Annotated in this window: 24 protein-coding genes and 1 riboswitch; of the genes, 12 read left to right on the top strand and 12 right to left on the bottom strand. The window is 71.0% G+C overall.

Features of this window, described 5'->3' with window-relative positions; all coding sequences use genetic code 11:
- Positions 1 to 5: 5 nt before the first annotated feature.
- Positions 6 to 1,028 (bottom strand): sugar ABC transporter permease, encoded by a 1,023-nt coding sequence (locus ASC82_RS08785; RefSeq protein ID WP_079039162.1) that lies wholly within the window; start codon positions 1,026 to 1,028, stop codon positions 6 to 8.
- Positions 1,029 to 1,168: 140 nt separating this feature from the next.
- Positions 1,169 to 2,467, bottom strand: coding sequence for an extracellular solute-binding protein (locus ASC82_RS08780; protein ID WP_056643935.1), 1,299 nt, complete (start codon positions 2,465 to 2,467; stop codon positions 1,169 to 1,171).
- A 286-nt stretch (positions 2,468 to 2,753) separates the two neighbouring features.
- Between ASC82_RS08780 and ASC82_RS08775 the strand changes: the two genes are divergently transcribed.
- From ASC82_RS08775 to ASC82_RS08750, 6 genes are all read left to right on the top strand, one after another.
- Positions 2,754 to 3,518, top strand: coding sequence for a GntR family transcriptional regulator (locus ASC82_RS08775; RefSeq protein WP_024761167.1), 765 nt, complete (start codon positions 2,754 to 2,756; stop codon positions 3,516 to 3,518).
- Positions 3,519 to 3,687: 169 nt separating this feature from the next.
- The gene (locus tag ASC82_RS08770) at positions 3,688 to 3,942 is read left to right on the top strand and encodes a DUF3311 domain-containing protein (RefSeq protein ID WP_056643933.1); all 255 of its coding nucleotides are present in this window, start codon (positions 3,688 to 3,690) and stop codon (positions 3,940 to 3,942) included.
- Positions 3,939 to 5,585 carry a sodium:solute symporter family protein gene (locus ASC82_RS08765; RefSeq protein ID WP_056643931.1) on the top strand — a complete coding sequence of 549 codons (1,647 nt, stop codon included), beginning with the start codon at positions 3,939 to 3,941 and terminating at the stop codon, positions 5,583 to 5,585. The genes ASC82_RS08770 and ASC82_RS08765 overlap by 4 nt, the downstream gene beginning before the upstream one ends.
- Positions 5,586 to 5,668: 83 nt before the next feature.
- Positions 5,669 to 6,169 carry a GNAT family N-acetyltransferase gene (locus ASC82_RS08760; RefSeq protein WP_056643930.1) on the top strand — a complete coding sequence of 167 codons (501 nt, stop codon included), beginning with the start codon at positions 5,669 to 5,671 and terminating at the stop codon, positions 6,167 to 6,169.
- Between the two features lie 36 nt (positions 6,170 to 6,205).
- Positions 6,206 to 6,347, top strand: a riboswitch (cobalamin riboswitch).
- A gap of 131 nt (positions 6,348 to 6,478) precedes the next feature.
- Positions 6,479 to 8,842, top strand: a complete 2,364-nt coding sequence (locus ASC82_RS08755) for a ribonucleoside-diphosphate reductase subunit alpha (protein ID WP_056643928.1) — start codon at positions 6,479 to 6,481, stop codon at positions 8,840 to 8,842.
- A complete protein-coding gene (locus tag ASC82_RS08750) occupies positions 8,842 to 9,858 on the top strand; it encodes a ribonucleotide-diphosphate reductase subunit beta (protein ID WP_024761173.1) in 1,017 nt (338 codons plus the stop codon). Before ASC82_RS08755 ends, ASC82_RS08750 begins: the two co-directional genes overlap by 1 nt.
- Positions 9,859 to 9,921: 63 nt before the next feature.
- Here the strand turns inward: ASC82_RS08750 and def are convergent, their stop codons facing one another.
- From def to ASC82_RS08710, 8 genes are all read right to left on the bottom strand, one after another.
- Positions 9,922 to 10,560: a peptide deformylase gene (gene def, locus ASC82_RS08745; protein WP_024761175.1), complete on the bottom strand. Its 639-nt coding sequence runs from the start codon at positions 10,558 to 10,560 to the stop codon at positions 9,922 to 9,924.
- Positions 10,561 to 10,620: 60 nt separating this feature from the next.
- Entirely contained in the window at positions 10,621 to 11,601 is a 981-nt protein-coding gene (locus ASC82_RS08740) for a hypothetical protein (RefSeq protein ID WP_056643926.1), read from the bottom strand.
- An 80-nt stretch (positions 11,602 to 11,681) separates the two neighbouring features.
- Positions 11,682 to 12,938: an HD domain-containing protein gene (locus tag ASC82_RS08735; protein WP_056643924.1), complete on the bottom strand. Its 1,257-nt coding sequence runs from the start codon at positions 12,936 to 12,938 to the stop codon at positions 11,682 to 11,684.
- Entirely contained in the window at positions 12,935 to 14,509 is a 1,575-nt protein-coding gene (locus tag ASC82_RS08730) for an HD-GYP domain-containing protein (protein ID WP_347336075.1), read from the bottom strand. Before ASC82_RS08730 ends, ASC82_RS08735 begins: the two co-directional genes overlap by 4 nt.
- Before the next feature lie 178 nt (positions 14,510 to 14,687).
- Complete coding sequence (gene rsrA, locus ASC82_RS08725; RefSeq protein WP_024759461.1) at positions 14,688 to 15,005, bottom strand: mycothiol system anti-sigma-R factor; 318 nt, start codon at positions 15,003 to 15,005, stop codon at positions 14,688 to 14,690.
- A complete protein-coding gene (locus tag ASC82_RS08720) occupies positions 15,002 to 15,658 on the bottom strand; it encodes a sigma-70 family RNA polymerase sigma factor (protein WP_055641410.1) in 657 nt (218 codons plus the stop codon). The genes rsrA and ASC82_RS08720 overlap by 4 nt, the downstream gene beginning before the upstream one ends.
- 252 nt (positions 15,659 to 15,910) lie before the next feature.
- On the bottom strand, positions 15,911 to 16,552 hold the full coding sequence (locus tag ASC82_RS08715; protein WP_056643922.1) for an alpha/beta family hydrolase: 642 nt from the start codon (positions 16,550 to 16,552) through the stop codon (positions 15,911 to 15,913).
- A gap of 37 nt (positions 16,553 to 16,589) precedes the next feature.
- Positions 16,590 to 17,405 carry an SOS response-associated peptidase gene (locus ASC82_RS08710; protein WP_056643920.1) on the bottom strand — a complete coding sequence of 272 codons (816 nt, stop codon included), beginning with the start codon at positions 17,403 to 17,405 and terminating at the stop codon, positions 16,590 to 16,592.
- A gap of 49 nt (positions 17,406 to 17,454) precedes the next feature.
- Here ASC82_RS08710 and ASC82_RS08705 point away from each other — a divergent pair, with 49 nt between their 5' ends.
- The 4 genes from ASC82_RS08705 to ASC82_RS29385 all read left to right on the top strand — a co-directional run bounded on the left by ASC82_RS08705 (position 17,455) and on the right by ASC82_RS29385 (position 20,923).
- Positions 17,455 to 18,138 (top strand): M50 family metallopeptidase, encoded by a 684-nt coding sequence (locus tag ASC82_RS08705; RefSeq protein ID WP_056643918.1) that lies wholly within the window; start codon positions 17,455 to 17,457, stop codon positions 18,136 to 18,138.
- A gap of 20 nt (positions 18,139 to 18,158) precedes the next feature.
- Positions 18,159 to 19,490 carry a 3-phosphoshikimate 1-carboxyvinyltransferase gene (gene aroA, locus ASC82_RS08700; protein WP_024759456.1) on the top strand — a complete coding sequence of 444 codons (1,332 nt, stop codon included), beginning with the start codon at positions 18,159 to 18,161 and terminating at the stop codon, positions 19,488 to 19,490.
- Between the two features lie 3 nt (positions 19,491 to 19,493).
- Positions 19,494 to 20,507 carry a ribosome small subunit-dependent GTPase A gene (rsgA, locus tag ASC82_RS08695; RefSeq protein WP_056643916.1) on the top strand — a complete coding sequence of 338 codons (1,014 nt, stop codon included), beginning with the start codon at positions 19,494 to 19,496 and terminating at the stop codon, positions 20,505 to 20,507.
- Positions 20,508 to 20,599: 92 nt separating this feature from the next.
- Entirely contained in the window at positions 20,600 to 20,923 is a 324-nt protein-coding gene (locus ASC82_RS29385; RefSeq protein ID WP_078627169.1) for a multidrug efflux SMR transporter, read from the top strand.
- On the opposite strand, the gene ASC82_RS08690 is transcribed toward ASC82_RS29385, so the two are convergent.
- Complete coding sequence (locus ASC82_RS08690) at positions 20,815 to 21,459, bottom strand: TetR/AcrR family transcriptional regulator (protein ID WP_056643914.1); 645 nt, start codon at positions 21,457 to 21,459, stop codon at positions 20,815 to 20,817. The genes ASC82_RS29385 and ASC82_RS08690 overlap by 109 nt on opposite strands.
- A gap of 135 nt (positions 21,460 to 21,594) precedes the next feature.
- Between ASC82_RS08690 and hisN the strand changes: the two genes are divergently transcribed.
- Positions 21,595 to 22,404, top strand: coding sequence for a histidinol-phosphatase (gene hisN, locus ASC82_RS08685; RefSeq protein ID WP_056643913.1), 810 nt, complete (start codon positions 21,595 to 21,597; stop codon positions 22,402 to 22,404).
- A 248-nt stretch (positions 22,405 to 22,652) separates the two neighbouring features.
- Positions 22,653 to 23,045 (top strand): CBS domain-containing protein, encoded by a 393-nt coding sequence (locus ASC82_RS08680; protein WP_056643911.1) that lies wholly within the window; start codon positions 22,653 to 22,655, stop codon positions 23,043 to 23,045.
- Between the two features lie 61 nt (positions 23,046 to 23,106).
- Here the strand turns inward: ASC82_RS08680 and ASC82_RS08675 are convergent, their stop codons facing one another.
- Positions 23,107 to 24,576 (bottom strand): catalase, encoded by a 1,470-nt coding sequence (locus ASC82_RS08675; RefSeq protein ID WP_056643909.1) that lies wholly within the window; start codon positions 24,574 to 24,576, stop codon positions 23,107 to 23,109.
- Between the last annotated feature and the right edge of the window lie 127 nt (positions 24,577 to 24,703).

The following is a 24,703-nucleotide window of genomic DNA, read 5'->3' as shown; positions in this document are numbered from 1 at the left end:
GGTGCTCACAGCTCCTCCTCCTGCTTCAGGATCAGGCGGAAGTAGAAGGACATGACCGCGATGAGCATCACGATCGTCAGGATGGAGATGGCGGCGGCGACACCGTAGTGGAACTGGCCGACGCCCTCGATGTAGGCGAAGACCGGGAGGGTCTCGGAGCCGCGGTCGGGGCCGCCCTGGTTCATGGCGTAGACCTGCGCGAACGCCTTGAAGATCCAGATGATCTCCAGGAACGTGGTGATCATGAAGAAGGACTTCAGGTTCGGGAAGACCACGGCCCAGAAGGTCCGCCAGCCGCTGGCGCCGTCCATCTTGGCGGCCTCGTACAGCTCGGTCCCGACGGTGGTCAGGCCGGCGTACATGTTGAGGGCGACGAAGGGCACGGAGCCCCAGACGAGCAGGATCAGGATGATGACGAGGGTGGAGAAGCCGGTCTCGAACCAGTTGTGCTGGTCGTAGCCGGAGAAGCCCAGCGTCCGCATCACCCAGTTCGCGACGCCGAACTGCTCGTCGAAGAGCCAGCGGAAGACGGTGACGGAGGCGACGATCGGCATGGCCCAGGCGAACATCAGGGACAGCGAGAGGACCAGTCGCATCTTCTTGCCGAGGCGGTTCAGCAGCAGGCCGATGCACGTGCCGATCAGCATGATCAGGGCGACGTTGAGGGCCGTGAAGACGATGCTTCGGATGGTGACGGACCAGAAGTGCGAGTCACCGAGGAGCTTCGTGTAGTTGTCGAAGCCGGTCCAGACCGTCTCGCGGGTGATGAACTCTTTCCGGTTCAGCTGCTGGAAGGAGAGGATCACATTGCGGATCAGCGGGTAGAGCAGCAGCACCGCCATGGACAGCAGGGCGGGGGCGACGAGCAGGTACGGCAGCAGCCCGCTGGGCAGGGAGCGCCTGCCACGCGAGGGCTGAAGGACTTCCTTCGTACCGGAAGGGGGTGGCGGAGTCTGAGACTTCCCTGCCGCCCTCCCGGGCGCGTCCTGGGGACCGGCGGTCGCCGTCCCCTGGGAGTCCACGGTCATGGTCTTATTCCTCGCGGTTCTGGGGCTCCCGCGCCCACCGGGACGCGGCCCGGGGGAGCGGGCCGCTGATCACACTGCATCACTGCAAAGCGCCGGTGGTGCGGCCGGTGCGACACCGGCCGCACCACCGGGGCTACGGATTACTGCTGGTTGATGCGCTCGTTGATGACCTTGTCGGCCGCCTCGGCGGCGGACTTGGCGTCCGCACCCTTCAGGACCTTGGTCATGTAGTCCTTGATCGGGTTCGGGGCGGTCTCGACGTTCGCCCAGCCCGGGGTGACCGGGGTGACCTTGCCGGAGACCGACGAGGCGGCCATCGACTCGGCGAAGGAGCCCGCGGCCGGCTTGAACTGCGCGGCGTCGGTGTTGGGAAGCAGACCGCCCTCGGTGGCGACGGCGTACTTCGTCATGTACTCCTTGCCGGCGGCGAGGGCCAGCCACTCCTTCGCGAGCTCCTTGTTCTGGGAGCGCTCGGCGATGGCGAGGTTGGAGCCACCGAGGAAGACGGAGCCCGGCTTGTCGGCGGTCTTGCCCGGGATCGGGAAGTAGCCGAAGTCGGCGGTCTTGCCGGCCTTCTTCATGGCGTCGATCGCGCCGCCGGCCTCCCAGCCGAGACCGATCCAGGACGCCACGCCACCCTTGGGGATGATGTCGGTGGACTGCTGCGGGGTGCCCTCGTCCTTGTCCTTCGGAGCGTTGGAGAAGGCCGCGAGCTCCTTGTAGAAGTTCATGGCGTTGACGGCCTCGGGGGAGGACAGGTTGCCCTTCCACTTGTCGCCGTCCTTGACCGCCAGGTCGCTGCCCTCGTCCCAGATGAGACCGGCGAGGATGTACCAGGACTGACCCGGCAGGTAGATCGCCTGCGACTTCGGGTCGGCGGCCTTGAGCTTCTTGAGACCGTCGATCCACTCGGCGCGGGTCTTCGGCGGCGTGACGCCGGCCTTCTTGTAGGCGGCCTTGTCGTAGATGACGACGCGGTTGGCGGCGTACCACGGGGCGGAGTAGAGCTTGCCGTCCAGCTCGCTGGAGGCGACCATGCCCTTGTTCCAGCCGTCGTAGCCGAGCTTGGCCTTGTCGCCGGTCAGGTCGGCGAGGCCGCCCGTGACGGCGTAACCCGCGGTCTGGGTGTTGCCGAGCTCGAGGACGTCCGGCGGGGTGTCCTCGGAGAGGGCGGTGGTGACCTTCTCCTGGATGCCGTTCCAGATCTGCTTCTCGACCTTGACCTTGACGCCCGGGTGCTTGGCCTCGAAGGCCTTGTTGACCTCGGTCATCCAGGCGTCCGGGGCGGACCCGTCCATGACCCAGACGGTCAGGTTCTTGCTGCCACCGGCCGACGGCTTGCCGGCGTCGGAGTCCTTCTTGTCGCCGTCCGAACCACACGCGGCAATAGAGACCATCATGCCCGCGACGCCGATCGCCGCGATGAGCTTGCGCTTCACGCCACCCTCCTCAGGGATGCCTGCAACCCCTGCCCACCGCGCGAAGACATACGTCGGGTAGTGCTTGATGGGGCTGGGACCTGGTCTTTAATGGTTTAGACCAGTACCCGGAGCTTGGCCTAGACCTTTAGGGGTGTCAAGGGTGTATAAGAAGGGCAGTCGCGTCCGTTATCGGACCGACACCTGAGGTAGGGCGACGACCCGTGACCGGTCCGTGCCACCATGTGAGCCGCTACAGACGGAGGAGCCGGTGACGGCAGCAGCACAGGAGTCGGGAAGGCAGGCCATGGCCAGGGACGCGGGCAGCACGGAACCGGAGGGCGGGGTCGCCACTCGCACCGCGCGCGTGCCCAAGTACTACCGACTGAAGCGGCACTTGCTCGACATGACGGAGACCCTGCCGCCCGGCACACCGGTCCCGCCGGAGCGGACGCTCGCCGCCGAGTTCGACACCTCGCGCACCACCGTGCGCCAGGCGCTCCAGGAGCTGGTCGTCGAGGGCCGGCTGGAACGCATCCAGGGCAAGGGCACCTTCGTGGCGAAGCCCAAGGTCTCGCAGGCCCTGCAGCTCACCTCGTACACGGAGGACATGCGCGCCCAGGGCCTCGAGCCCACCTCGCAGCTCCTCGACATCGGGTACGTCACCGCCGACGACACGCTCGCCGGACTGCTCGACATCTCGGCCGGCGGCCGGGTGCTGCGCATCGAGCGGCTGCGTCTGGCGAGCGGCGAGCCGATGGCGATCGAGACCACCCATCTTTCGGCCAAACGCTTCCCCGCGCTGCGCCGCTCGCTGGTGAAGTACACCTCGCTGTACACGGCCCTCGCCGAGGTCTACGACGTCCACCTCGCCGAGGCCGAGGAGACCATCGAGACCTCCCTCGCCACCCCGCGCGAGGCCGGTCTGCTCGGTACGGACGTGGGCCTGCCGATGCTGATGCTTTCCCGCCATTCTCTGGACGCCCAGGGCGAGCCGGTGGAATGGGTGCGGTCCGTCTACCGCGGCGACCGCTACAAGTTCGTGGCGCGCCTCAAGCGGCCCAACGGCTGAGCGGATCCGCACACCTGACGAGGAGGGTTGCCGAGGAGTCGGCGGCCCTCCTCGTTTTCGCGTTCCAGGGGATTCACTTCCGTTATGCGGACAGGGGTTCCGCGGAGCGTATGCGTCCCCTAGATTTCCCCAGCATTACCCAGGTGATCAGCGAGGGGACGAAATCGCCATGTCAGAAGCGACACAAGGGAAACAACCGACCATCACCCCCTTGCGGGTGGTGATAGCGCTCTGTCTGTTCGCACCGTTCGTGGCGATGCTCTGGGTGAGCTCCTACGCGAAGGCCGAACCGCTCTTCGCGGGCATCCCGTTCTTCTACTGGTACCAGATGCTCTGGGTGCTGATCTCCACCGCTCTCACCATGATCGCGTACAAGCTGTGGCAGCTGGACCAGCGTGCCCGCAAGGGAGGTGACGCGCGATGAAGGACGTCACCGGCGTGAACGGCGTGGCGCTCGCCGTCTTCGTCTTCTTCTTCGTGGCCGTCACGGTCATGGGCTTCCTGGCCGCGCGCTGGCGCAAGGCCGAGAACGAGAACAGCCTCGACGAATGGGGCCTGGGCGGCCGGTCGTTCGGCACCTGGGTGACCTGGTTCCTGCTCGGCGGCGACCTCTACACGGCCTACACCTTCGTCGCGGTCCCCGCGGCCATCTACGCGGCGGGCGCGGCCGGCTTCTTCGCCGTCCCGTACACGATCCTGGTGTACCCGCTCATCTTCACCTTCCTGCCGCGCCTCTGGTCGGTCTCGCACAAGCACGGGTACGTCACCACCTCCGACTTCGTGCGCGGCCGCTTCGGCTCCAAGGGCCTGTCGCTCGCGGTGGCCGTCACCGGCATCCTCGCGACCATGCCGTACATCGCGCTCCAGCTCGTCGGCATCCAGGCCGTCCTGGACGTCATGGGCGTCGGCGGCGGCGAGACCACGCACTGGTTCGTCAAGGACCTGCCGCTGCTCATCGCCTTCGGCGTCCTCGCGGCGTACACGTACTCCTCGGGGCTGCGCGCGCCCGCGCTCATCGCCTTCGTCAAGGACACCCTGATCTACATCGTCATCGCCGTGGCGATCATCTACATCCCGATCAAGCTCGGCGGCTTCGACGAGATCTTCGCCAAGGCCGGCGAGGCCTACGCGCAGACCAACCCGGCGACCGGCAAGCCGCGCGGCACGCTCGTCCCCGGCGAGGCCGGACAGTGGACGTACGCGACGCTGGCGCTCGGCTCGGCGCTCGCGCTCTTCATGTACCCGCACTCCATCACGGCGACCCTGTCCTCGCGCAGCCGTGAGGTCATCCGCCGCAACACCACGATCCTGCCGCTGTACTCGCTGATGCTGGGCCTGCTCGCGCTGCTCGGCTTCATGGCGATCGCCGCCGGGATCCAGGTCAAGAACGGCCAGCTCGCCATCCCGCAGCTCTTCGAGACGATGTTCCCGGACTGGTTCGCGGGCGTCGCCTTCGCCGCGATCGGCATCGGCGCGCTCGTCCCGGCCGCGATCATGTCGATCGCCGCGGCGAACCTCTTCACCCGCAACATCTACAAGGACTTCATCAAGCCGGACGCGACCCCGGCCCAGGAGACCAAGGTCTCCAAGCTCGTCTCGCTCCTGGTGAAGGTCGGCGCGCTGGCCTTCGTCCTCACCATGGACAAGACGGTCGCGATCAACTTCCAGCTGCTCGGCGGAATCTGGATCCTCCAGACCTTCCCGGCCCTGGTCGGCGGCCTCTTCACCCGCTGGTTCCACCGCTGGGCGCTGCTCGCCGGCTGGGCCGTCGGCATGGTCTACGGCACCGTCGCCGCGTACGGCGTCGCCAGCCCGACGCAGAAGCACTTCGGCGGTTCCTCCGCCGAGATCCCGGGCATCGGCGAGATCGGCTACATCGGTCTCACCGCCTTCGTCCTCAACGTCGTCGTCACGGTCGTCCTGACCTTCGTCCTCAAGGCCCTGAAGGCCCCCGAGGGCATCGACGAGACCTCCCCGTCGGACTACACGGCCGACGCGCCGGCCCGCACGGCGAAGCCGGACACGGACCCGCAGGCGGACCCGAAGGTCGGCGCCGGAGCGCACTGACCTGGCAGTACATCGGAAGGGGCCCGGGATCTCCGCCAGGAAATCCCGGGCCCCTTCCCGTACGCCCGGTGCACACTGCCCCCATGGACTTCACGATCAGGGCGGTACGCCCCGAAGAACACGAGGAGCTCGGGGAACTCACCGGGCGGACCTACCTCGACGACGGGCTGCTGCTGCACGGCGCAGACGACTTCTACCTGGATGTGCTGCGGGACACGGCCCGGCGGGCCCGCGAGGCCGAGGTGCTCGTCGCCGCCGACGAGGACGGCCGGATCATCGGCGGGGTGACCTTCGCCCCCGGCTCCACCCCGTGGGCGGACATCGCCGGTCCCGGCGAGGCCGAGTTCCGGATGCTCGTGGTCGCCCCCGGGGCCCGCGGCAGGGGCGTCGGAGAGGCCCTCGTACGCGTCTGTGCGGACCGGGCACGGGCCCTGCCGGGCTGCGTGCGGCTCGTGCTGTCCACGGACGCGAAGATGGTCTCGGCGCACCGGATCTACGAGCGCATGGGCTTCGTCCGCACCCCCGAGCGGGACTGGGAGCCGATTCCGGGCCACCGGCTGCGGACGTACGCCCTGGAGTTCTGACACACGGACGACACAACATGTGGGGGGTTCCGCGAGCGGCGCCCCCCACATGTATGCTCGTCCTCGCTGTCGACGCAGGGGAATCCGGCGCGAATCCGGAACTGTCCCGCAACGGTGTGCTTACGTGCGGTTTCGTACGAAGTGAGTCCGAGGACCTGCCGACAGCGCGCCCGGTCCGTCCGTTCCGGGTGTCACTGACGTCCGGGCCTCGCGGAGTGGGCCGGTGGACGCGGCGCGTCCGGCGCACGGATGCCCGCCTGCCCGCCTTCCCCCGCCGCGGCCCCGAGCCGAGCGAGGGAGAGCCCCCACGTGACCATCGCGCCCGCCGATCCGGCAACGGCGATCGAGAGCGACGGCCCCGGCACCGTACTGCTGCGGACCCTGACCGATCTCACCGCCGACCTCCCCGACACCGACCCCGGCAAGGTCGCCGCCGCCGCGCTCCGCGGCCGCAGCGCCACGTCGGACGAGGCGGAACTGCGCGAGCTGGCCACCGAGGCGGCCGCCGGCCTGATCTCCGAGGACCCGGCCTACTCCCGGCTCGCCGCCCGGCTCCTGACGATCACCATCGCCGAAGAGGCGGCCGGCCAGGGCGCCGTCTGCTTCTCGGCCTCCGTGGCCGTCGGCCACCGCGAGGGTCTGATCGCCGACCGCACCGCCGACTTCGTCGCGCTTCACGCGGACCGGCTCGACGCGACCATCGACCAGGCCGCCGACGACCGCTTCGGCTACTTCGGTCTGCGCACCCTCTTCTCGCGCTACCTGCTGCGCCACCCGATCACCCGCAAGGTGATCGAGACCCCCCAGCACTTCATGCTCCGGGTCGCCTGCGGCCTCGCCGAGGACGAGAGCGTCCGCGCGCTGGACGAGGTGGCGTCGCTGTACGGCCTGATGAGCCGTCTCGACTACCTCCCCTCCTCCCCCACGCTCTTCAACTCCGGCACCCGCCACCCGCAGATGTCCTCCTGCTACCTCCTCGACTCCCCGCAGGACGAGCTGGACTCCATCTACGACCGCTACCACCAGGTCGCGCGCCTCTCGAAGCACGCCGGCGGCATCGGCCTCTCCTACTCCCGTATCCGCGCCCGCGGTTCCCTCATCCGCGGCACCAACGGGCACTCGAACGGCATCGTCCCGTTCCTGAAGACGCTCGACGCCTCCGTCGCCGCCGTGAACCAGGGCGGCCGCCGCAAGGGCGCCGCCGCCGTCTACCTGGAGACCTGGCACGCGGACATCGAGGAGTTCCTGGAGCTCCGCGACAACACGGGCGAGGACCAGCGCCGTACGCACAACCTGAACCTGGCGCACTGGATCCCGGACGAGTTCATGCGCCGCGTCAACGCCGACGCCGAGTGGTCGCTCTTCTCCCCGGCGGACGTGCCCGAGCTCGTCGACCTGTGGGGCGAGGAGTTCGACGCCGCCTACCGCGCCGCCGAGGCGAAGGGCCTGGCCCGCAAGACGATGCCGGCCCGCGACCTGTACGGCCGGATGATGCGGACCCTGGCCCAGACCGGCAACGGCTGGATGACCTTCAAGGACGCCTCGAACCGGACGGCCAACCAGACCGCCGAGCCGGGCCACACCGTCCACTCCTCCAACCTCTGCACGGAGATCCTGGAGGTCACGGACGACGGCGAGACCGCGGTCTGCAACCTGGGCTCGGTCAACCTCGGCGCGTTCGTCGTCGGTTCGGACATCGACTGGGAGCGCCTCGACGCGACCGTCCGTACGGCCGTCACCTTCCTCGACCGGGTCGTCGACATCAACTTCTACCCGACCGAGCAGGCCGGGCGCTCCAACGCCCGCTGGCGGCCGGTGGGCCTGGGCGCGATGGGCCTCCAGGACGTCTTCTTCCAGCTGAAGCTGCCGTTCGACTCCCCCGAGGCGCGCGCGCTGTCCACCCGTATCGCCGAGCGGATCATGCTCGCCGCGTACGAGGCCTCCGCCGACCTCGCCGAGCGCAACGGCCCGGTCCCCGCCTGGGACAAGACCCGCGCCGCCCGCGGTGTCCTGCACCCGGACCACTACGACGTGGAGCTCAACTGGCCGGAGCGCTGGGCGGCCCTGCGCGAGCGGATCGCCGCGGTCGGCATGCGCAACAGCCTGCTCCTGGCGATCGCGCCGACGGCGACCATCGCCTCGATCGCGGGCGTCTACGAGTGCATCGAGCCGCAGGTCTCCAACCTCTTCAAGCGCGAGACGCTGTCGGGCGAGTTCCTCCAGGTCAACTCGTACCTCGTCGACGAGCTGAAGCGGCTCGGCGTGTGGGACGCCCAGACCCGGGACGCGCTGCGCGACGCCAGCGGCTCGGTCGCGGGCTTCACCTGGATCCCGGCCGAGGTGCGCGAGCTGTACCGCACGGCCTGGGAGATCCCGCAGCGCGGCCTGATCGACATGGCCGCCGCCCGCACCCCGTTCCTCGACCAGTCGCAGTCCCTGAACCTGTTCCTGGAGACGCCGACGATCGGCAAGCTGTCGTCGATGTACGCGTACGCCTGGAAGCAGGGTCTGAAGACGACGTACTACCTGCGCTCGCGCCCGGCGACCCGGATCGCCCGCGCCGCCCAGGCGTCGACGGCCGCCGCCACCATCCCCGTCCAGCAGGCGACCCCCGACGCGGACGCCCTCGCCTGCTCCCTGGAAAACCCCGAGTCCTGCGAGGCCTGCCAGTAATGAGCACCAGCGAGAACAAGAACCTCCTCGACCCTGGCTTCGAGCTGACTCTCCGTCCGATGCGCTACCCGGACTTCTACGAGCGCTACCGCGACGCGATCAAGAACACCTGGACGGTCGAGGAGGTCGACCTCCACTCGGACGTCGCCGACCTCGCCAAGCTCACCCCCGGTGAGCAGCACATGATCGGCCGGCTGGTCGCGTTCTTCGCGACGGGCGACTCGATCGTGTCGAACAACCTCGTGCTGACGCTGTACAAGCACATCAACTCCCCCGAGGCGCGGCTCTACCTCTCGCGCCAGCTGTTCGAGGAGGCCGTGCACGTCCAGTTCTATCTGACGCTGCTCGACACCTACCTGCCCGACCCGGACGACCGCGCCGCCGCGTTCGACGCGGTCGAGGAGATCCCGTCCATCCGCGAGAAGGCGCAGTTCTGCTTCCGCTGGATGGACTCGGTGGAGAAGATCGACCGCCTGGAGACCCAGGCCGACCGCCGCCGCTTCCTGCTGAACCTGATCTGCTTCGCGGCGTGCATCGAGGGCCTGTTCTTCTACGGCGCCTTCGCGTACGTGTACTGGTTCCGGTCCCGCGGCCTGCTGCACGGCCTGGCGACCGGCACCAACTGGGTGTTCCGCGACGAGACGATGCACATGAACTTCGCCTTCGAGGTCGTGGACACCGTCCGCAAGGAGGAGCCGGAGCTCTTCGACGACGCCCTCCAGCAGCAGGTCACCGACATGCTGAAGGAGGCCGTGGAGGCGGAGCTGCAGTTCGGCCGCGACCTCTGCGGCGACGGCCTGCCCGGCATGAACACCGAGTCGATGCGCGAGTACCTCCAGTGCGTCGCCGACCAGCGCCTCCAGCGCCTCGGCTTCGCCCCGGTGTACGGCTCGGAGAACCCGTTCGCGTTCATGGAGCTCCAGGGTGTCCAGGAGCTGACCAACTTCTTCGAGCGCCGCCCGTCCGCCTACCAGGTGGCCGTCGAGGGCTCGGTGGACCTGGACGAGGACTTCTAGTCCGTACGGATACGGCGAAGGGCCCCGCACTCTCGTAGTGCGGGGCCCTTCGCCGTACGGCGATCAGGCGTTCGGCACGGTCTCGTACCGCGGGGTGCCCTCTTCCATCTGGCGCAGGGCGTCCTTGCGGTCGCGCTTGGAGAGGCGGTCGATGTACAGGTAGCCGTACAGGTGGTCCGTCTCGTGCTGGAGGCAGCGGGCGAAGTAGCCGGTGCCGCGCACCTTGATCGGGTTGCCCTGGGCGTCCTGGCCGCTGACGACCGCGTAGTCGGGGCGGCCGAGCTCGGCGTAGGCCGTCGGCACGGACAGGCAGCCCTCGTTGGACTCGTCGAGGTGGCGCTGGTCGGCCGGCAGCTCCTCCAGGACCGGGTTGACCACGACACCGGTGTGCCGGACGCCCTCGTCGTCCGGGCAGTCGTAGACGAAGACCTTGAGGTCCACACCGATCTGGTTCGCGGCCAGGCCCACGCCCTCGGCGGCCTTCTGGCTGGCGAACATGTCGTCGATCAGCGCCGCGAGCTCACCGTCGAACTCGGTGACGTCCTTGCACTCCTTGTGGAGCACCGGGTTGCCGACGACAGTGATCGGGCGGGCCGTACCGCGCTCGCGGTAGGCGAGCTCGCGCGCCTCGCAGTCCTCCGTGTCCACGACGAACCCGTCGTTTCCTTCGTTGATCTGCTCGTCAGTGTCCTGCTGCGTCATGACCGGCGCGTGCCTTCCTCGGAACCCCAGTAAACGATCCCGTACAGCCTACGGGCAGCGTCAGCAGACCTCTTCCAGATCCCGCCACTCACGGCTGTCCGGGCTGTCGGCCACCCATCCGTCGAGGAGCCCGCGCACCAGGCCCGCCGGGGCCGCGATGCCGCACTCCCGCTCCGGGACCCACAGCTCGCCGGGCGAGCGGTGGCCGAGCGGCCCGGGATGCCCCGGCTCGCTGTGGTCGTGCGGGTCGGAGTGCTCGCCCTCGCCCTCGGCGCTCGGCATGGTCGACTCCGAGCAGGCACGGCAGAGCAGCCGCACGGACGACGACCAGTCCTCGGCGGCGAAGCCCGCCTCCGCGGCGAGCTGCTCCAGGGCGTCCCGGTCGGCCTCGGTGGCGGCCTCCAGGAGGACCACCCAGGTGGGGACGGGGGACGGCGCCCACAGCTCGATCTCGTCGAAGACCGGGTAGGACGGTCCCGCGGTGGTGGTGCGCTCGCCGTTCGGCACGCCGTCGTGGAGGACGACCTCGCCCCAGCGGCGCCCGGAGGACGGCAGCGGGATGGAGAGGACCTCGATGCGGGCCGGGTCGAGCCTGCGGCCCCACACGACCTCGGCCTCGCCCTCGGGCGAGAGTCGGACGGCGGCGCTGCCCAGCTCCATGCCGGCGGGCTCGCCGGTGCCGGAGGCGGCCCCTGGCACCTTGAGGCCGTACGCCTGCCAGGCGCGGCGGGCCAGCGGCCAGTCCTGGAGCGCGGTGGCGGCGATGCCGACGTTCCACCAGTCGGGGGCGCCGGTCTCCTTGTCGAGCAGCGCGACCGCGCGCAGCCCGGCGGCCCTGGCCTGTTCCCAGTCGTGCCGGAACTTGTGCAGCAGGGCCAGGTTGAACCAGGACTCCGAGAGCCAGGGCTCCAGATCCGCCGCACGTGTCAGCAGCGCGCCCGCGTCCTCGTACCGGCCGTCGCCGATCAGCGTGAACGCGCGGTCGGTGGCCTGCCGCCACGAGGCGGAGGGCCGATGCCGTACCTTCCCGAAGATCCTCACGATTCCCGCCTGCCGGTCGCTTTCACCCTCTTGTTCGCATCCAACCATGCCCGGTCGGACGCGCGCTCATTACCCATGGGTTACCCAGCGATCGTCGAGGTCACCCCACCGGCTCCGCCCCGCGCCAGGACCCTGGCCAGGCATTCGACGACGTCCGGGTGATAGTCCCGCGCGGTGCCGAGGCGGAGCCGCTCCAGAGCTTCGAGGGCGGCGCCCGCGCCGTCGCCCGCGAGGTCGTCGTAGGCGTTCACGGCCCGGACGATCCGGGCGGGCAGCGGCTGGTCGCGGTACGGGTCGGCCTGCCGCTCGACGACCACGGCGACGGCCGCGGCGACCCCGGTCCTGCGGACGACCTCGCCGCCCAGGAGGGCGATCCGGCGCTGCTCCTCGGCCGGGAGGAGGGCGGTCGCGCCGCCCTCGACCGGGTCGACGAGGGAGAGCTGTCCGATGTCGTGCATGAGCGCCGCGTGTTCGAGGACGGCCAGCTCGGGCCCCGAGAGGCCCAGCTCGCGCCCCACGGCGGTGCTGAGGGCGGCGACCCGGCGGGCGTGGCCGGGCGGGGTGCAGCCGGCGATCTCGGTGGCGCGGGCGAGCGAGGCGATGGTCTGCCGGTTGACGGTGCGCACGGCCGCGTACCGCCGGAAGGAGACCTGGGTGAGCAGGAGCGGGACGGCGAGCACGGGCAGCGCCCACAGCCCGGCGGCAGCCACGCCGAGCGCCATGACGGCGCCGGTGGCGCAGACGGCGGAGCCGATGCCGAGGAGGGCGCGCAGCTCGTCGCGGAGGAGGGGGCCGTACGGGAATCCGGTGCGGGCGCGGAGGAGGAGGGCGGCGAGCACGGCGTCGCAGAGGGCGGTCAGGCAGAGCAGGAGCAGCAGGAAGAAGGCGTACGGCGGGCCCTCGCCGAGGTGCTCGACGACGGCGCCGGAGTTGTAGAGGGGCTGGAAGCAGAGGGCGGCGAAGGTGACGGTGAGGATGCGGCGGGCGACGTGGTCGGCGCCCGGGCCGTGGCCCCTGGCCAGGTGGGGGACGATCCCGGCGAGGGCTCCCGCGACGACGACGGCGACGATCTGGAGGACGCCGTGGGTGGTGGCGGTCCCGGCGTCCGTACCGAGCAGGGCGTACGCGAGGGCTCCCGCGGCGGCGAGCGGCGCCGCCTCGCGCTCGCCGGGGACGGCGCCCCAGCGGGCGAGCTCGCCGAGGGCGATGAGCGTGCCGAAGGCGAGGGCGTTGCCGGGCTCGTCGACGCCGTACCAGAGGGTGGCGCCGAATCCGGCGAGGCTCAGCAGCAGGGCCGCCCCGTACACGGCGCCGACGGTGAGGACCCCGGGCCTCATGCGCGCTCCTTGGGCCGTACGTCCGAATCTTCGGGGCGGGGTTCCGGATCCTTGGTGCGTACGTCCGGGTGTTCGGTGCGTACATCCGGGTCTTCGGTGCGTACGTCCGGGGCCTCGGTGCGTACGTCCGAGTTCTCGGCAGCACGTGCGGCCGGGTTCTCGGCAGCACGTGCGGCCGGGGCCTCGGTCCGCACCGGCGGGTCCTCGGTCCGCACGGACTCTTCGCGCGGCGGAGGCACCCTCCCGCCGGGCGGGCCCGCCGCCGTGGTCTCGTCGGCGGTGACGCCGGTCTGCCAGCCGTGCCGGTCCAGGGCCCGGACCAGGGCGGCGACCATCCGGGGGTCGAAGTGGCTGCCCGCGCAGCGCTCCAGCTCGGCGACGGCGGTCGGGACCGGGCGGGCCCGGCTGTAGGAGCGGGTGGAGGTCATCGCGTCGAAGGCGTCGGCGACGGCGACCATCCGGGCGAACTCGGGGATCTGCTCGCCGTGCAGCCCGTACGGGTAGCCGCTGCCGTCCATGCGCTCGTGGTGGTGGAGGATCGCGGACCGGGCCTCGCCGAGGAAGCCGATGCCCCGGACCATCTCGTGGCCGTACTCGGGGTGCAGTTCGATGACCCGGCGTTCCTCCGGCGTCAGCGGCCCATCCTTGCGGAGCACGCGCGTGGGCACGCCCAGCTTGCCGACGTCGTGGAGGATGCCGGCGAACCGCACGACGTCGAGCCGGTCCTCCGCCATGCCGAGCTCACGGGCGATCAGGACGGAGGCGTGGCCGACGCGTTCGCTGTGGCCGCGGGTGTACCGGTCCTTGATGTCGACGGCCTGGACGAGGGCGCGGATGGTGGCCTGGTGGGCGGCCCGCTCGCGGTGGTACTGGGCGAAGACCCAGCAGGAGATGTACATCGGCAGCAGGACGAAGAGGGCCGCGGCCGGTCCGTACGAGCTGCGCCAGAGCACGGCCATCATCAGCCCGGCGAGTCCGTGCACGGCGTGCGGGGCGAGGGCCCGCCCGAGGAGCCCGCGCCAGGCGGCCCCGGCGGGCAGGCCGTCGGCGGTGGCCCGGATGCCGCCGTCGAGGGCGGTCAGGGCCAGGCAGAAGGCGAGCGCGGCGGCGCCGGCGGGCAGCAGCGCGTACGGGAAGTCGGGGGCGGCCGGTCCGTGGCCGAGGGCGGTGCCGCTGCCGAGGGCCCCGGCGGCCTGGGCGGCGGCCCAGACGGCGAGGGCCGTGGCGGCGGCCCGCCAGGCGCGGCGCGGTCCGGCGGGCGGCTCCTCGACGCGGGCGAGGAGGCTGCCGGGCACGGCGGTGAGCGCGGCGGCCGCGGGCGGCAGGAGCAGCGCGGAGGCGAGCAGGACGGGGAAGAAGGAGCCGGTGCCCATGGGGACGGAGCCGCCGAGGGAGCGGCCGAGGATGCGGCAGCGGGCGGGCAGCTCGCAGAGCGCGTACAGGGCGGCGAGGAGCGCGACGGTGCCCCAGGGGGTGGCAGCGCCGGGGCGCAGGGCGGGCAGCGTGCAAGCCCCGGCGGCGAGCAGGGCGCAGCAGATGTACACGGCGGCCGCCCGCGGAATGACCTTCACGCCCATCACAGCCGTCACGCTAGCGAGTTGGGCGGCCCGAGAGGCGGTGCTGCGGCCGATTCGCACCATCGGGTGATACAAGCCGATAAATGCGTGAGGCCGCCGCGATCACTTCGCGGCGGCCTTCGTCCCCGGTGCGCCGGGGCACGTCCTGCCTACTTCTGGGGAGCGGGCGTGCCTACTCCTGGGGAGCGGGCGTCGCCGGGGCGACCGCCGTGATGTCCTGCTCGGGCACCAGCTGTCCCGAGCGGATCAGGTCGATCCGGCCCATGACCTTGGACCGCAGGTCGGTGGGGACGTCGTCACTGCCGCAGCAGCGCTTGACGAGCTTCTTCACCGCCTGCTCCAGGCCGTACTTCTCCAGGCACGGGGAGCACTCCTCGAAGTGCACCTCGAACTTGGTGCAGTCGCTGTCGGGCATCTCTTTGTCGAGGAACTCGTAGAGATGATCCAGGACCTCTGAGCAATCCGTCTCGTGCGGCTCTCCGCAGCTCATGAGCCCGAGCCTTTCAGATCGTTCGACGACTCTCCGGCGCCCGCGGGTACCAGCCCGCGGTCGCGGGCGTAGTCCTCGAGCATGCCGCGCAGCTGGCGGCGGCCCCGGTGCAGTCGGGACATCACCGTACCGATGGGTGTCCCCATGATGTCCGCGATCTCCTTGTAGGCAAAGCCCTCGACATCCGCCAGATAGACGGCGATGCGGAACTCCTCGGGGATCGCCTGCAGCGCTTCCTTCACGTCGGAGTCGGGAAGGTGGTCCAGCGCCTGCGACTCGGCGGAGCGCAGTCCGGTCGACATGTGCGACTCGGCACGGGCGAGCTGCCAGTCCTCGATCTCCTCGGCGGCACTGCGCTGGGGCTCACGCTGCTTCTTGCGGTACGAGTTGATGAAGGTGTTCGTGAGGATGCGGTACAGCCACGCCTTGAGGTTCGTGCCCTCGCGGAACTGGTGGAAGGATCCGTACGCCTTCGCGTAGGTCTCCTGCACCAGGTCCTCTGCGTCCGCGGGGTTGCGCGTCATGCGCAGGGCGGCGGAGTACATCTGGTCGAGGAATCCGAGGGCGTCCCGCTCGAAGCGCGCGTTGCGCTCCGCGGTCGTCTCCTCGGGGCCGTCGTCGGTCCCTGTGTCGGTCCCAGTGACCGGACCCACCTCCTCCAGCGTGGTGGCGAGCCCGAAGGCGGACCCACTCGTTTCGGAGGATAGACGAGGAACCGCTCCGCCCGCCGCCCGAATAGGGGCGATCTTGGGCGCGGGCAGCACTGTCCAGTCGAGGTCAGCGGCCTGCGCGCGCTCGGGGCAGATGGTCGAACCCATGCGACGGACTCCCTCTTCCTTGGTCTCACACCGACGCTCTCCACAACAGAGGTGCCCCGCTCAACATTCCCGGTACGGGAGCCGGTGTCAGCGCAGTGTGACGAGCCACGCGGCGACGCCGGCCACGAGCCCGTCCAGAGCCTCGTCTTGGGTGAGCGGCGCGCGCTTGGGCACGGCGAAGCCGTGGTCTCCGTACGGCACCTCGACGAGCGCGTGCGGGCCCGCGGGGAACTCCTCGGGGCGTCCGAAGGGGTCGTTGCCGCCCTGCACGACGAGCGTGGGCAGGGCGGTGCCGAGGAGCTCGTCGGCGCGGGAGCGCTCCGGCTTCCCCGGCGGGTGGAGGGGGAAGCTCAGCGCGAGGACGGCGAGCGCGCCCAGTTCGCTCCCGGTCCGGCAGGCGACCCGGGCGCCGGCGCTGCGGCCGCCCGCGATCACGGGGAGTCCGGGCTTCGCGAGGGCCGGCCACAGGCCGCGCCAGCCGGTGTCGAGGGTCTTCGGCGCGGGCGCGACCTTCTTGCCGGCCACGCGCCAGGGCTGCTCGACGAGGGCCGTGGTCACGCCGCGGGCCGGCAGCGCGCCGGCCAGGGCCTGGAGGTCGCGGGCCTCGATGCCGCCGCCGGCGCCGTGGCCGAGGGCGAGGACGGCCCACGGCTCCGTCGCCTCGTACCAGGTGATGCGCGCCTCACCGGCGTCGGTGGAAACGGTCTCGTACTGTGTCACGTCGGTCACGCCCCCATCCTGCCTCCGTTCCGCTCCTCCGGAACGGTCAGAACAGCGTGCCGACCTCCGGGCCCTCCAGCTCCGTCAGGAGCTCGGGGCCGTTGTTGCGGACGTTGCTGACCGCCGTCGACACCGGGTAGGCCCGCATCAGCCCCTCCGGCGGCGCGGTGAGCAGTGCGCGCAGCTCCTCCTCTCCGGTGCGGGCCGGGTCGAGCCAGGCGTCCCAGCGGTCCTCCGTCAGCATCAGCGGCATCCGGGGGTGGATGTCGGCGAGCGAGCGCGGGCCCTCGGCCGGGGCCACGCCCAGCGGGCCCGTCTCGGCCTCGGTGGTGACGACCGAGCAGGTCACCCACCACGCGGAGGGGTGGTCGTCGGGGAGGGTGCGGTCGCGCCAGAACTCGTAGAGGCCGGCCATCGCGAAGACCGAGCCGTCCGCCGGGGTCACGAAGTACGGCTGCTTCCGCGGCCTCTTCTTCTTCCCCTCCACCTCCAGGTCCCGCTCCCCCGCGCCGGTCACCCATTCGTAGTAGCCGTCGGCGGGCAGGATGCAGCGGCGGGCCGCGAAGGCGCGCTTGAAGGAGGGCTTCTCGTGGAGGGTCTCCGCGCGCGCGTTGATCATCCGGGCGGCGCCCTCCGGCGACTTCGACCAGGACGGGACGAGGCCCCATTTCAGTGCGCGCAGCTGGCGAACCGGCCGCCTCGATTCGGCGTCCTTAAGAGGACGCTCCAGTACGGCCCAGACCTCTTTGGTGGGGGCCACGTTCCAGTCGGGGGCCAGGGTCTCCTCCGGCTCCCACTTCTCGATCCCGAAAGCGTCGACGAGGTCCTCGGGCCGCCGACTCGCTGCATACCGTCCGCACATACGTGCCACACTGCCACGATCCCCGACCACCCGAGGAGCGGCCCGGACAATGGACCTCTTCAGCCCGAAGGCCGCCCCGGCCGAATGGCTGGTGATCGCCACCGCGGTCGCCGCCCTCGCCGTCACCGTGCCCCGCCGCGTCTGGCTCCTGGCCCGCAACGCGATCACCATCGCCCACGAGGGCGGGCACGGGATCGTCGCCCTCGCGACCGGCCGCCGCCTGGAGGCGATCCGGCTGCACTCGGACACCAGCGGGCTGACCGTGACCCGGGGCCGCCCGACCGGCATAGGCGTGGTCCTCACCCTGGCCGCCGGATACACCGCCGCCCCGCTGCTCGGCCTCGGCGGCGCCGCCCTGCTCGGCGCGGGCCTGGTCACCCTGCTGCTCTGGCTCGCGACCGGCCTGCTGCTCGCGATGCTGGTGATGGTCCGGAACGCGTACGGGATCCTCACCGTCCTCCTCACGGGTGCGACGTTCCTCCTCGTCTCCTGGCTGACCGGCCCCGAGGTCCAGTCGCTCTTCGCCTACGCGGCGGTGTGGTTCCTGCTCCTCGGCGGTGTCCGCCCGGCCTTCGAGCTCCAGGCGAAGCGGCGCCACGGCGGCGCCCCCGACTCGGACGCGGACCAGCTCGCGCGCCTCACCCACGTGCACCCGGGGGTGTGGCTCCTCTTCTTCCACGCGGTCTCGATCTGCTCCCTGATCGGCGGCGGGCGCTGGCTCCTGGGCTTCTGACACCCCCGTACAGTGATTCCATGACCGCAGCAGCTTCCGTGCGCCCCGACCCGTCCACCGACCTCTGGCCCGCCCCGTATGCCCGCGGCGCCGTCGACGCGACCGTCACCGTGCCCGGATCGAAGTCGGTCACCAACCGCGGTCTGGTCCTCGCCGCGCTCGCCTCCGAGCCCGGCTGGCTGCGCCGCCCGCTGCGCTCCCGCGACACCCTCCTGATGGCCGAGGCGCTGCGTACGCTCGGCGTGAAGATCGAGGAGGGCGTGGGCCCGGACGGCACCGGCGAGGCCTGGCGGATCATCCCGTCCCCGCTGCGCGGCCCCGCCACGGTCGACGTCGGCAACGCGGGCACGGTCATGCGCTTCCTGCCCCCGGTCGCGGCGCTCGCCGACGGCTCCGTCCGCTTCGACGGCGACCCCCGCTCCCACGAGCGTCCGCTGCACGGGGTGATCGACGCGCTGCGCGCGCTCGGCGCCCGGATCGACGACGACGGCCGGGGCGCGCTGCCCATGACCGTGCACGGCGGCGGGGGCCTGGACGGCGGCACGGTCGAGATCGACGCCTCCTCGTCCTCCCAGTTCGTCAGCGCCCTGCTGCTCTCCGCGCCCCGCTTCAACCAGGGCGTCGAGGTCCGGCACGTCGGCGCGAAGCTGCCCTCGCTGCCGCACATCCGGATGACGGTCGACATGCTGCGCGCGGTCGGCGCCCAGGTCGACGAGCCGGAGCACGGCGGCGAGCCGAACGTCTGGCGGGTGGCGCCCTCCGCGCTGCGCGGCCGGGACCTGGTCGTCGAGCCGGACCTGTCGAACGCGCAGCCGTTCCTGGCGGCGGCGCTGGTGACCGGCGGCCGGGTGACCGTGCCGGACTGGCCCGAGCGGACCACCCAGCCGGGTGACGAGCTGCGCCGGATCTTCACCGAGATGGGTGGCTCCTGCGAGCTGACCGAGGCGGGTCTGACCTTCACCGGTACGGGCCGGATCCACGGCATCGACGTGGACCTCGGCGAGGTCGGGGAACTGACCCCCGGCATCGCGGCGGTCGCGGCCCTCGCCGACTCCCCCTCCACGCTGCGCGGGGTCGCCCATCTGCGGCTGCACGAGACGGACCGCCTGGCGGCCCTCACCAAGGAGATCAACGAGCTGGGCGGCGATGTGACGGAGACCGAGGACGGTCTGCACATCCGCCCGCGTCCGCTGCACGGCGGCGTCTTCCACACGTACCACGACCACCGCATGGCGACGGCGGGCGCGATCATCGGCCTCGCGGTCGAGGGCGTGGAGATCGAGGACGTGGCCACGACGGCGAAGACCTTGCCCGACTTCCCCGGGATGTGGACCGAAATGCTCGGGGTCTGAGTCATGCGGCGTTACGGCAAGAACACCGACGAGGACGACATCCGCCAGCGGCCCAACCGCAAGGGCACCCGTCCCCGTACGTCCATCCGCCCGAAGCACGAGGACGCCGTCGAGGGCATGGTCCTCACCGTCGACCGGGGCCGGCTGACCTGTCTGGTCGACGACCGGATCGTGATGGCGATGAAGGCGCGCGAGCTGGGCCGCAAGGCCGCCGTGGTCGGCGACCGGGTCCTCATCGTCGGCGACCTCTCCGGCGAGAAGGACACGCTGGCCCGGATCGTCCGGATCGGCGAACGCAGCTCGGTGCTCCGGCGCACGGCGGACGACGACGACCCGTACGAGCGGGTGGTCGTCGCCAACGCCGACCAGCTGGCGATCGTCACCGCGCTCGCCGACCCCGAGCCACGTCCCCGGCTGATCGACCGCTGTCTGGTCGCCGCGTACGACGGCGGGCTCACGCCGCTCCTCGTCCTGACCAAGTCGGACCTGGCGCCGGCGGACGAACTCCTCGACATGTACGGGGCGCTCGGCGTGCCGTACGTGGTGACCACCCGCGACGAGTTCGTGGACGGGGTCGCCGCCGAGCGGGTCCACGAGCACCTCAAGGGCCGCACCACCGCCTTCGTCGGTCACTCCGGCGTCGGCAAGACGACGCTGGTCAACGCCCTGGTCCCGGCGGACCGGCGGCGGACGACGGGCGTGGTCAACGCGGTCACGGGCCGCGGCCGGCACACGACGACCTCGGCGCTCGCCCTGCCGCTCAACGACAAGGAGGGCGGCTGGGTCATCGACACGCCCGGCGTGCGCTCCTTCGGACTGCACCACGTCGACCCGTCCCGGGTGATCCTCGCCTTCCCCGATCTCGTACCGGGCACGGAGAACTGCCCGCGCGCGTGCAGCCACGACGAGCAGGACTGCGCGCTCGACGCGTTCGTGGCGGAGGGACACGCGGACCCCGCGCGGCTCTACTCGCTGCGGCGGCTGCTCGCGACCCGCGAGCGACGCGAGGGTGACTGACCCGTCGGCGTTTAGGGCCCATCGCCACCGGTAAGTGCATAATCGCACCAAGTGCGACGAAGCAGTCACCGACGGCGTGGGAGGCACTGACGATGGCGTGGCTGCTGGTGGTGGTGGCCGGTGTCCTGGAGACCGGTTTCGCGGTCTGCCTGAAGCTCTCGCACGGGTTCACCCGGCTCTGGCCGACGATCGCCTTCGCGGCCTTCGCCCTGGGCAGCTTCGGTCTGCTCACCCTCGCGCTGCGGAAGCTGGACGTCGGTCCGGCGTACGCGGTGTGGACGGGGATCGGCGCGGCCGGGACCGCGATCTACGGCATGGTCTTCCTCGGTGACGTCGTCTCCACCCTCAAGATCGTCTCGATCAGTCTGGTGATCATGGGGGTCATCGGACTCCAGCTCTCCGGCTCCTCGCACTGAGCTCCCGGTTCCGCGGTCGGGACCGTGGGCGCGACCACGTGGCTGAGGGCCAGCCGGACGGCGAGCTCGCAGCCGGCCGCCCACCGCTCGCCCGCGCAGGCCGCGGTCGCCGCGACCAGCTCGCCCGGCGCGGGCGGCCCTTCGTCGGCGCGCCGCTGAGCGGGTACGGGGGCGGGGCGGGCGCCCGGTCTGAGGGGCCGGGGCGCGGGCAGTCTCTCGTTCCAGGCGCCGGTGAGCAGGGCCCGCAGGACGGGTCGGGCGGCGGCGCGGGCGACGGTCCACTCGGCGACGGCGACGAGGTTCCGCTCGGGCGGGGCGGGGGCGGCGAGCAGCGTCCGGACGCCCTGGAGATAGGTGTCGGCCTCCCGGCGCACGAGGGCGCGGGCGAGCCCCTCCTTGCTGCCGAACTCGTTGTAGAGGGTCTGCCGCGACACCCGGGCGGCGGCCGCGAGGTCGGCCATCCGTATCGCGGACCAGGACCGGTCGGTGAGCGCGGCGAGCGCGGCGTCGAGCAGGGTCTCGCGGGCAGTCGGCATCCTCGCCTCCCGGACCGACCGAAACGTTTCCGTGCTCAGCGTCGGCAGGGCTCCGCGCAGTGTCAAGGGGGCGCCGCCGCGGGCCCCCGTGGACGGGTCTCCGCGCGGGGATCACGCGGGGATAGAGTGCCGACCATGGCCGATTACCACGATGATCTGCGTCTCGCCCACGTCCTCGCGGATGCCGCCGACGCGGCCACCATGGACCGATTCCAGGCGCTCGACCTGAAGGTCGAGACGAAGCCGGACATGACCCCGGTGAGCGAGGCCGACAAGGCCGCGGAGGAACTGATCCGCGGCCAGCTCCAGCGCGCCAGGCCGCGTGACGCGATCCTGGGCGAGGAGTACGGCGTGGAGGGCTCGGGCCCGCGCCGCTGGGTGATCGACCCGATCGACGGCACCAAGAACTACGTGCGCGGGGTGCCCGTCTGGGCGACCCTGATCGCGCTGATGGAGGCCGGGGAGACCGGCTTCCAGCCGGTGGTGGGCGTGGTGTCGGCCCCGGCGCTCGGCCGCCGCTGGTGGGCGGCGAAGGGCCTGGGCGCGTACACGGGCCGCAGCCTGGCCTCGGCGACCCGGCTCGGGGTGTCGAAGGTGGCTTCTCTGGAGGACGCCTCCTTCGCGTACTCCTCGCTGAGCGGCTGGGAGGAGCAGGGGCGGCTCGACGGCTTCCTCGACCTCACGCGCGCGTGCTGGCGGACCCGCGCGTACGGCGACTTCTGGCCGTACATGATGGTCGCCGAGGGTTCCGTGGACATCTGCGCCGAGCCGGAGCTGTCCCTGTGGGACATGGCGGCGGTGGCGGTCGTCGTCCAGGAGGCCGGCGGCACGTACACGGGTCTGGACGGCCGGCACGGACCGCACAGCGGCAACGCGGCGGCGTCCAACGGCCTGCTCCACGGCGAGCTGCTGAGCTACCTGAACCAGGAGAACGCGGAGGCCTGAGGGTCGGCCGCGGAAGCTTGACGGGCGCGGAGCCTGAGGGCCGGCTGCGGAAGCTTGACGGGCGCGGAGGCTGGACCGGGCGCTGAGCTTGACCGGCGCGGCGCCCTGAGCGCCGTCGTCACTCCCCGGGGGCGCCTCGCGCGCCCCCTTGTCGGGCCCCTCCCCCGGTGCCACTCTGAGAGTCCCCCCACTTGTGAACTTGTGAATTCCTTCTTCTTGAAGGTTTCACCAAGGAGGTGGCTCCGTCCATGCTCGTCCGTGACGCCATGAGCACGGTGGTCCTCACCATCGGCCCCGCCCACACCCTCCGGCAAGCGGCCCGGCTGATGTCGGCGCGCCGCGTCGGCGCGGCCGTCGTCCTCGACTCCGACGCCGGTGGACTCGGCATCCTCACCGAGCGCGACATCCTCAACTCGCTCGCCCGGGACCAGGACCCCGACATCGAGACCGCGGGCTCCCACACCACCCACGACGTCGTCTTCGCCGCGCCCGCCTGGACCCTGGCGGAGGCGGCCGAGGCGATGACGCACGGCGGCTTCCGCCACCTCGTCGTCCTCGACGACCGGGGACCCGTCGGCATCGTCTCCGTACGGGACATCATCCGCTGCTGGATCCCGGTGCACAGCGTCGCCGGCCGATGAAAAGAGTCCGGGCCGGACTCCGTGAGGAGTCCGGCCCGGTCCCTGTCTACGACAAGCGCCCTCAGCCGCGCAGGGCCTGGACCGCGGCCTCGAGCCGCTTGCCGAAGTCACCGTCCGCCTGGCGGAAGTTGGCGATCGCCCGCTCGGCGATGTCGTCGCGCGAGACCTTGGCGATGAAGCCCGCCAGGTTCTCGACGAGACGGCCCTTCTCGTCCTCGGACATCAGGCGGTAGAGGTCGCCCGCCTGGACGAAGTCGCTGTCCTCGGAGTGCGAGGGGGCGGCGTGGTCACCGGTGAGACCGGTGACGGGGAGCGGCTGCCACAGCGGCCGGTCCGTCTGGTGCGGGCCGCCGAAGCTGTTCGGCTCGTAGTTCTTCGCGCCCTTGTGGCGGCCGTCGTACAGGTGGCCGTCACGGGAGTTGGTGCGCGCCTCGGTGGCGTGCGGGCGGTTCACCGGCAGGTGGTCGGCGTTGATGCCGACGCGGTAGCGGTGGGCGTCGCCGTAGGCGAAGAGGCGGCCCTGGAGCATCTTGTCCGGGGACGGGCCGATGCCGGGCACGAAGTGCGCCGGGCTGAAGATCGACTGCTCGACCTCGGCGAAGACGTTCTCCGGGTTGCGGTTGAGCTCCAGCTTGCCGATCTCGATCGGCGGGTAGTCCTCGTGCGGCCACACCTTGGTGAGGTCGAACGGGTTGAAGCGGTACTCGGCCGCCTCGGCCGCGGGCATGATCTGGACCTGCACGGTCCAGGTCGGGAAGTCGCCGCGCTCGATGGACTCGCGCAGGTCGCGCTGGTGCGAGTCCGGGTCCTCGCCGGCGAGGCGGTTGGCCTCGGCCTGGGTGAGGTTCTTGATGCCCTGGTCGGTCTTGAAGTGGTACTTGACCCAGAAGACCTCGCCGGCCTCGTTGTTCCACTGGAACGTGTGCGAGCCGTAGCCGTTCATGTGGCGGTACGAGGCGGGGATGCCGCGGTCGCCGAAGAGCCAGGTCACCTGGTGGGTCGACTCCGGGGAGAGGCCCCAGAAGTCCCAGACGTTGTCCGCCTCCTGCGAGCCCGTGTACGGGTCGCGCTTCTGGGTGTGGATGAAGTCGGGGAACTTGATGGCGTCCTTGATGAAGAACACCGGGGTGTTGTTGCCGACGAGGTCGTAGTTGCCCTCTTCGGTGTAGAACTTCAGCGCCCAGCCGCGCGGGTCGCGGACCGCGTCGGCCGCGCCGAGGTTGCCCGCGACGGTGGAGAAGCGCAGGAACGTCTCGGTCTCCTTGCCGACCTCGGAGAGGAAGGCGGCGCGCGTCCACTGCGAGACGTCACGGGTGAGCGTGAAGGTGCCGTAGGCGCCCGCACCGCGCGCGTGGACCACGCGCTCCGGGATGCGCTCACGGTTGAAGTGGGCGAGCTTCTCCAGGAGGAGCTGGTCCTGTACGAGGACCGGTCCGCCGACGCCCGCCGTCTCGCTGTTCTGGTTGTCGGCGACCGGCGCGCCGGCCTCCGTGGTGAGCGGTCCCTGCGTCACGTGCGCCTCCTGCGTCATGTCCTGCGAGTCCTGTCCCTCGGCCCGACCCCTTGTCCGGGGTCTTGGCCAATGCCGGTCTCGATCCTACGATAGACAATGTCTAAGTCAAGTGGGCTTCCAAAGTCACACCCGTTCGGGACCCGGT

Source organism: Streptomyces sp. Root431, from assembly GCF_001426585.1.
Lineage (GTDB): Bacteria > Actinomycetota > Actinomycetes > Streptomycetales > Streptomycetaceae > Streptomyces > Streptomyces stackebrandtii.
Note: the sequence above shows the minus strand (reverse complement) of the source record. Positions and strands in the feature narration are given on the sequence as shown.

Coding starts and splice junctions, on each gene's coding strand:
- ASC82_RS08785 (WP_079039162.1), bottom strand. CDS start 1,028: ATGACCGTGGACTCCCAGGGGACGGCGACCGCCGGTCCCCAGGACGCG.
- ASC82_RS08775 (WP_024761167.1), top strand. CDS start 2,754: ATGGCCAGGGACGCGGGCAGCACGGAACCGGAGGGCGGGGTCGCCACT.
- ASC82_RS08770 (WP_056643933.1), top strand. CDS start 3,688: ATGTCAGAAGCGACACAAGGGAAACAACCGACCATCACCCCCTTGCGG.
- ASC82_RS08765 (WP_056643931.1), top strand. CDS start 3,939: ATGAAGGACGTCACCGGCGTGAACGGCGTGGCGCTCGCCGTCTTCGTC.
- ASC82_RS08760 (WP_056643930.1), top strand. CDS start 5,669: ATGGACTTCACGATCAGGGCGGTACGCCCCGAAGAACACGAGGAGCTC.
- ASC82_RS08750 (WP_024761173.1), top strand. CDS start 8,842: ATGAGCACCAGCGAGAACAAGAACCTCCTCGACCCTGGCTTCGAGCTG.
- def (WP_024761175.1), bottom strand. CDS start 10,560: ATGACGCAGCAGGACACTGACGAGCAGATCAACGAAGGAAACGACGGG.
- ASC82_RS08735 (WP_056643924.1), bottom strand. CDS start 12,938: ATGAGGCCCGGGGTCCTCACCGTCGGCGCCGTGTACGGGGCGGCCCTG.
- rsrA (WP_024759461.1), bottom strand. CDS start 15,005: ATGAGCTGCGGAGAGCCGCACGAGACGGATTGCTCAGAGGTCCTGGAT.
- ASC82_RS08710 (WP_056643920.1), bottom strand. CDS start 17,405: ATGTGCGGACGGTATGCAGCGAGTCGGCGGCCCGAGGACCTCGTCGAC.
- ASC82_RS08705 (WP_056643918.1), top strand. CDS start 17,455: ATGGACCTCTTCAGCCCGAAGGCCGCCCCGGCCGAATGGCTGGTGATC.
- aroA (WP_024759456.1), top strand. CDS start 18,159: ATGACCGCAGCAGCTTCCGTGCGCCCCGACCCGTCCACCGACCTCTGG.
- rsgA (WP_056643916.1), top strand. CDS start 19,494: ATGCGGCGTTACGGCAAGAACACCGACGAGGACGACATCCGCCAGCGG.
- ASC82_RS29385 (WP_078627169.1), top strand. CDS start 20,600: ATGGCGTGGCTGCTGGTGGTGGTGGCCGGTGTCCTGGAGACCGGTTTC.
- ASC82_RS08690 (WP_056643914.1), bottom strand. CDS start 21,459: ATGCCGACTGCCCGCGAGACCCTGCTCGACGCCGCGCTCGCCGCGCTC.
- hisN (WP_056643913.1), top strand. CDS start 21,595: ATGGCCGATTACCACGATGATCTGCGTCTCGCCCACGTCCTCGCGGAT.
- ASC82_RS08680 (WP_056643911.1), top strand. CDS start 22,653: ATGCTCGTCCGTGACGCCATGAGCACGGTGGTCCTCACCATCGGCCCC.
- ASC82_RS08675 (WP_056643909.1), bottom strand. CDS start 24,576: ATGACGCAGGAGGCGCACGTGACGCAGGGACCGCTCACCACGGAGGCC.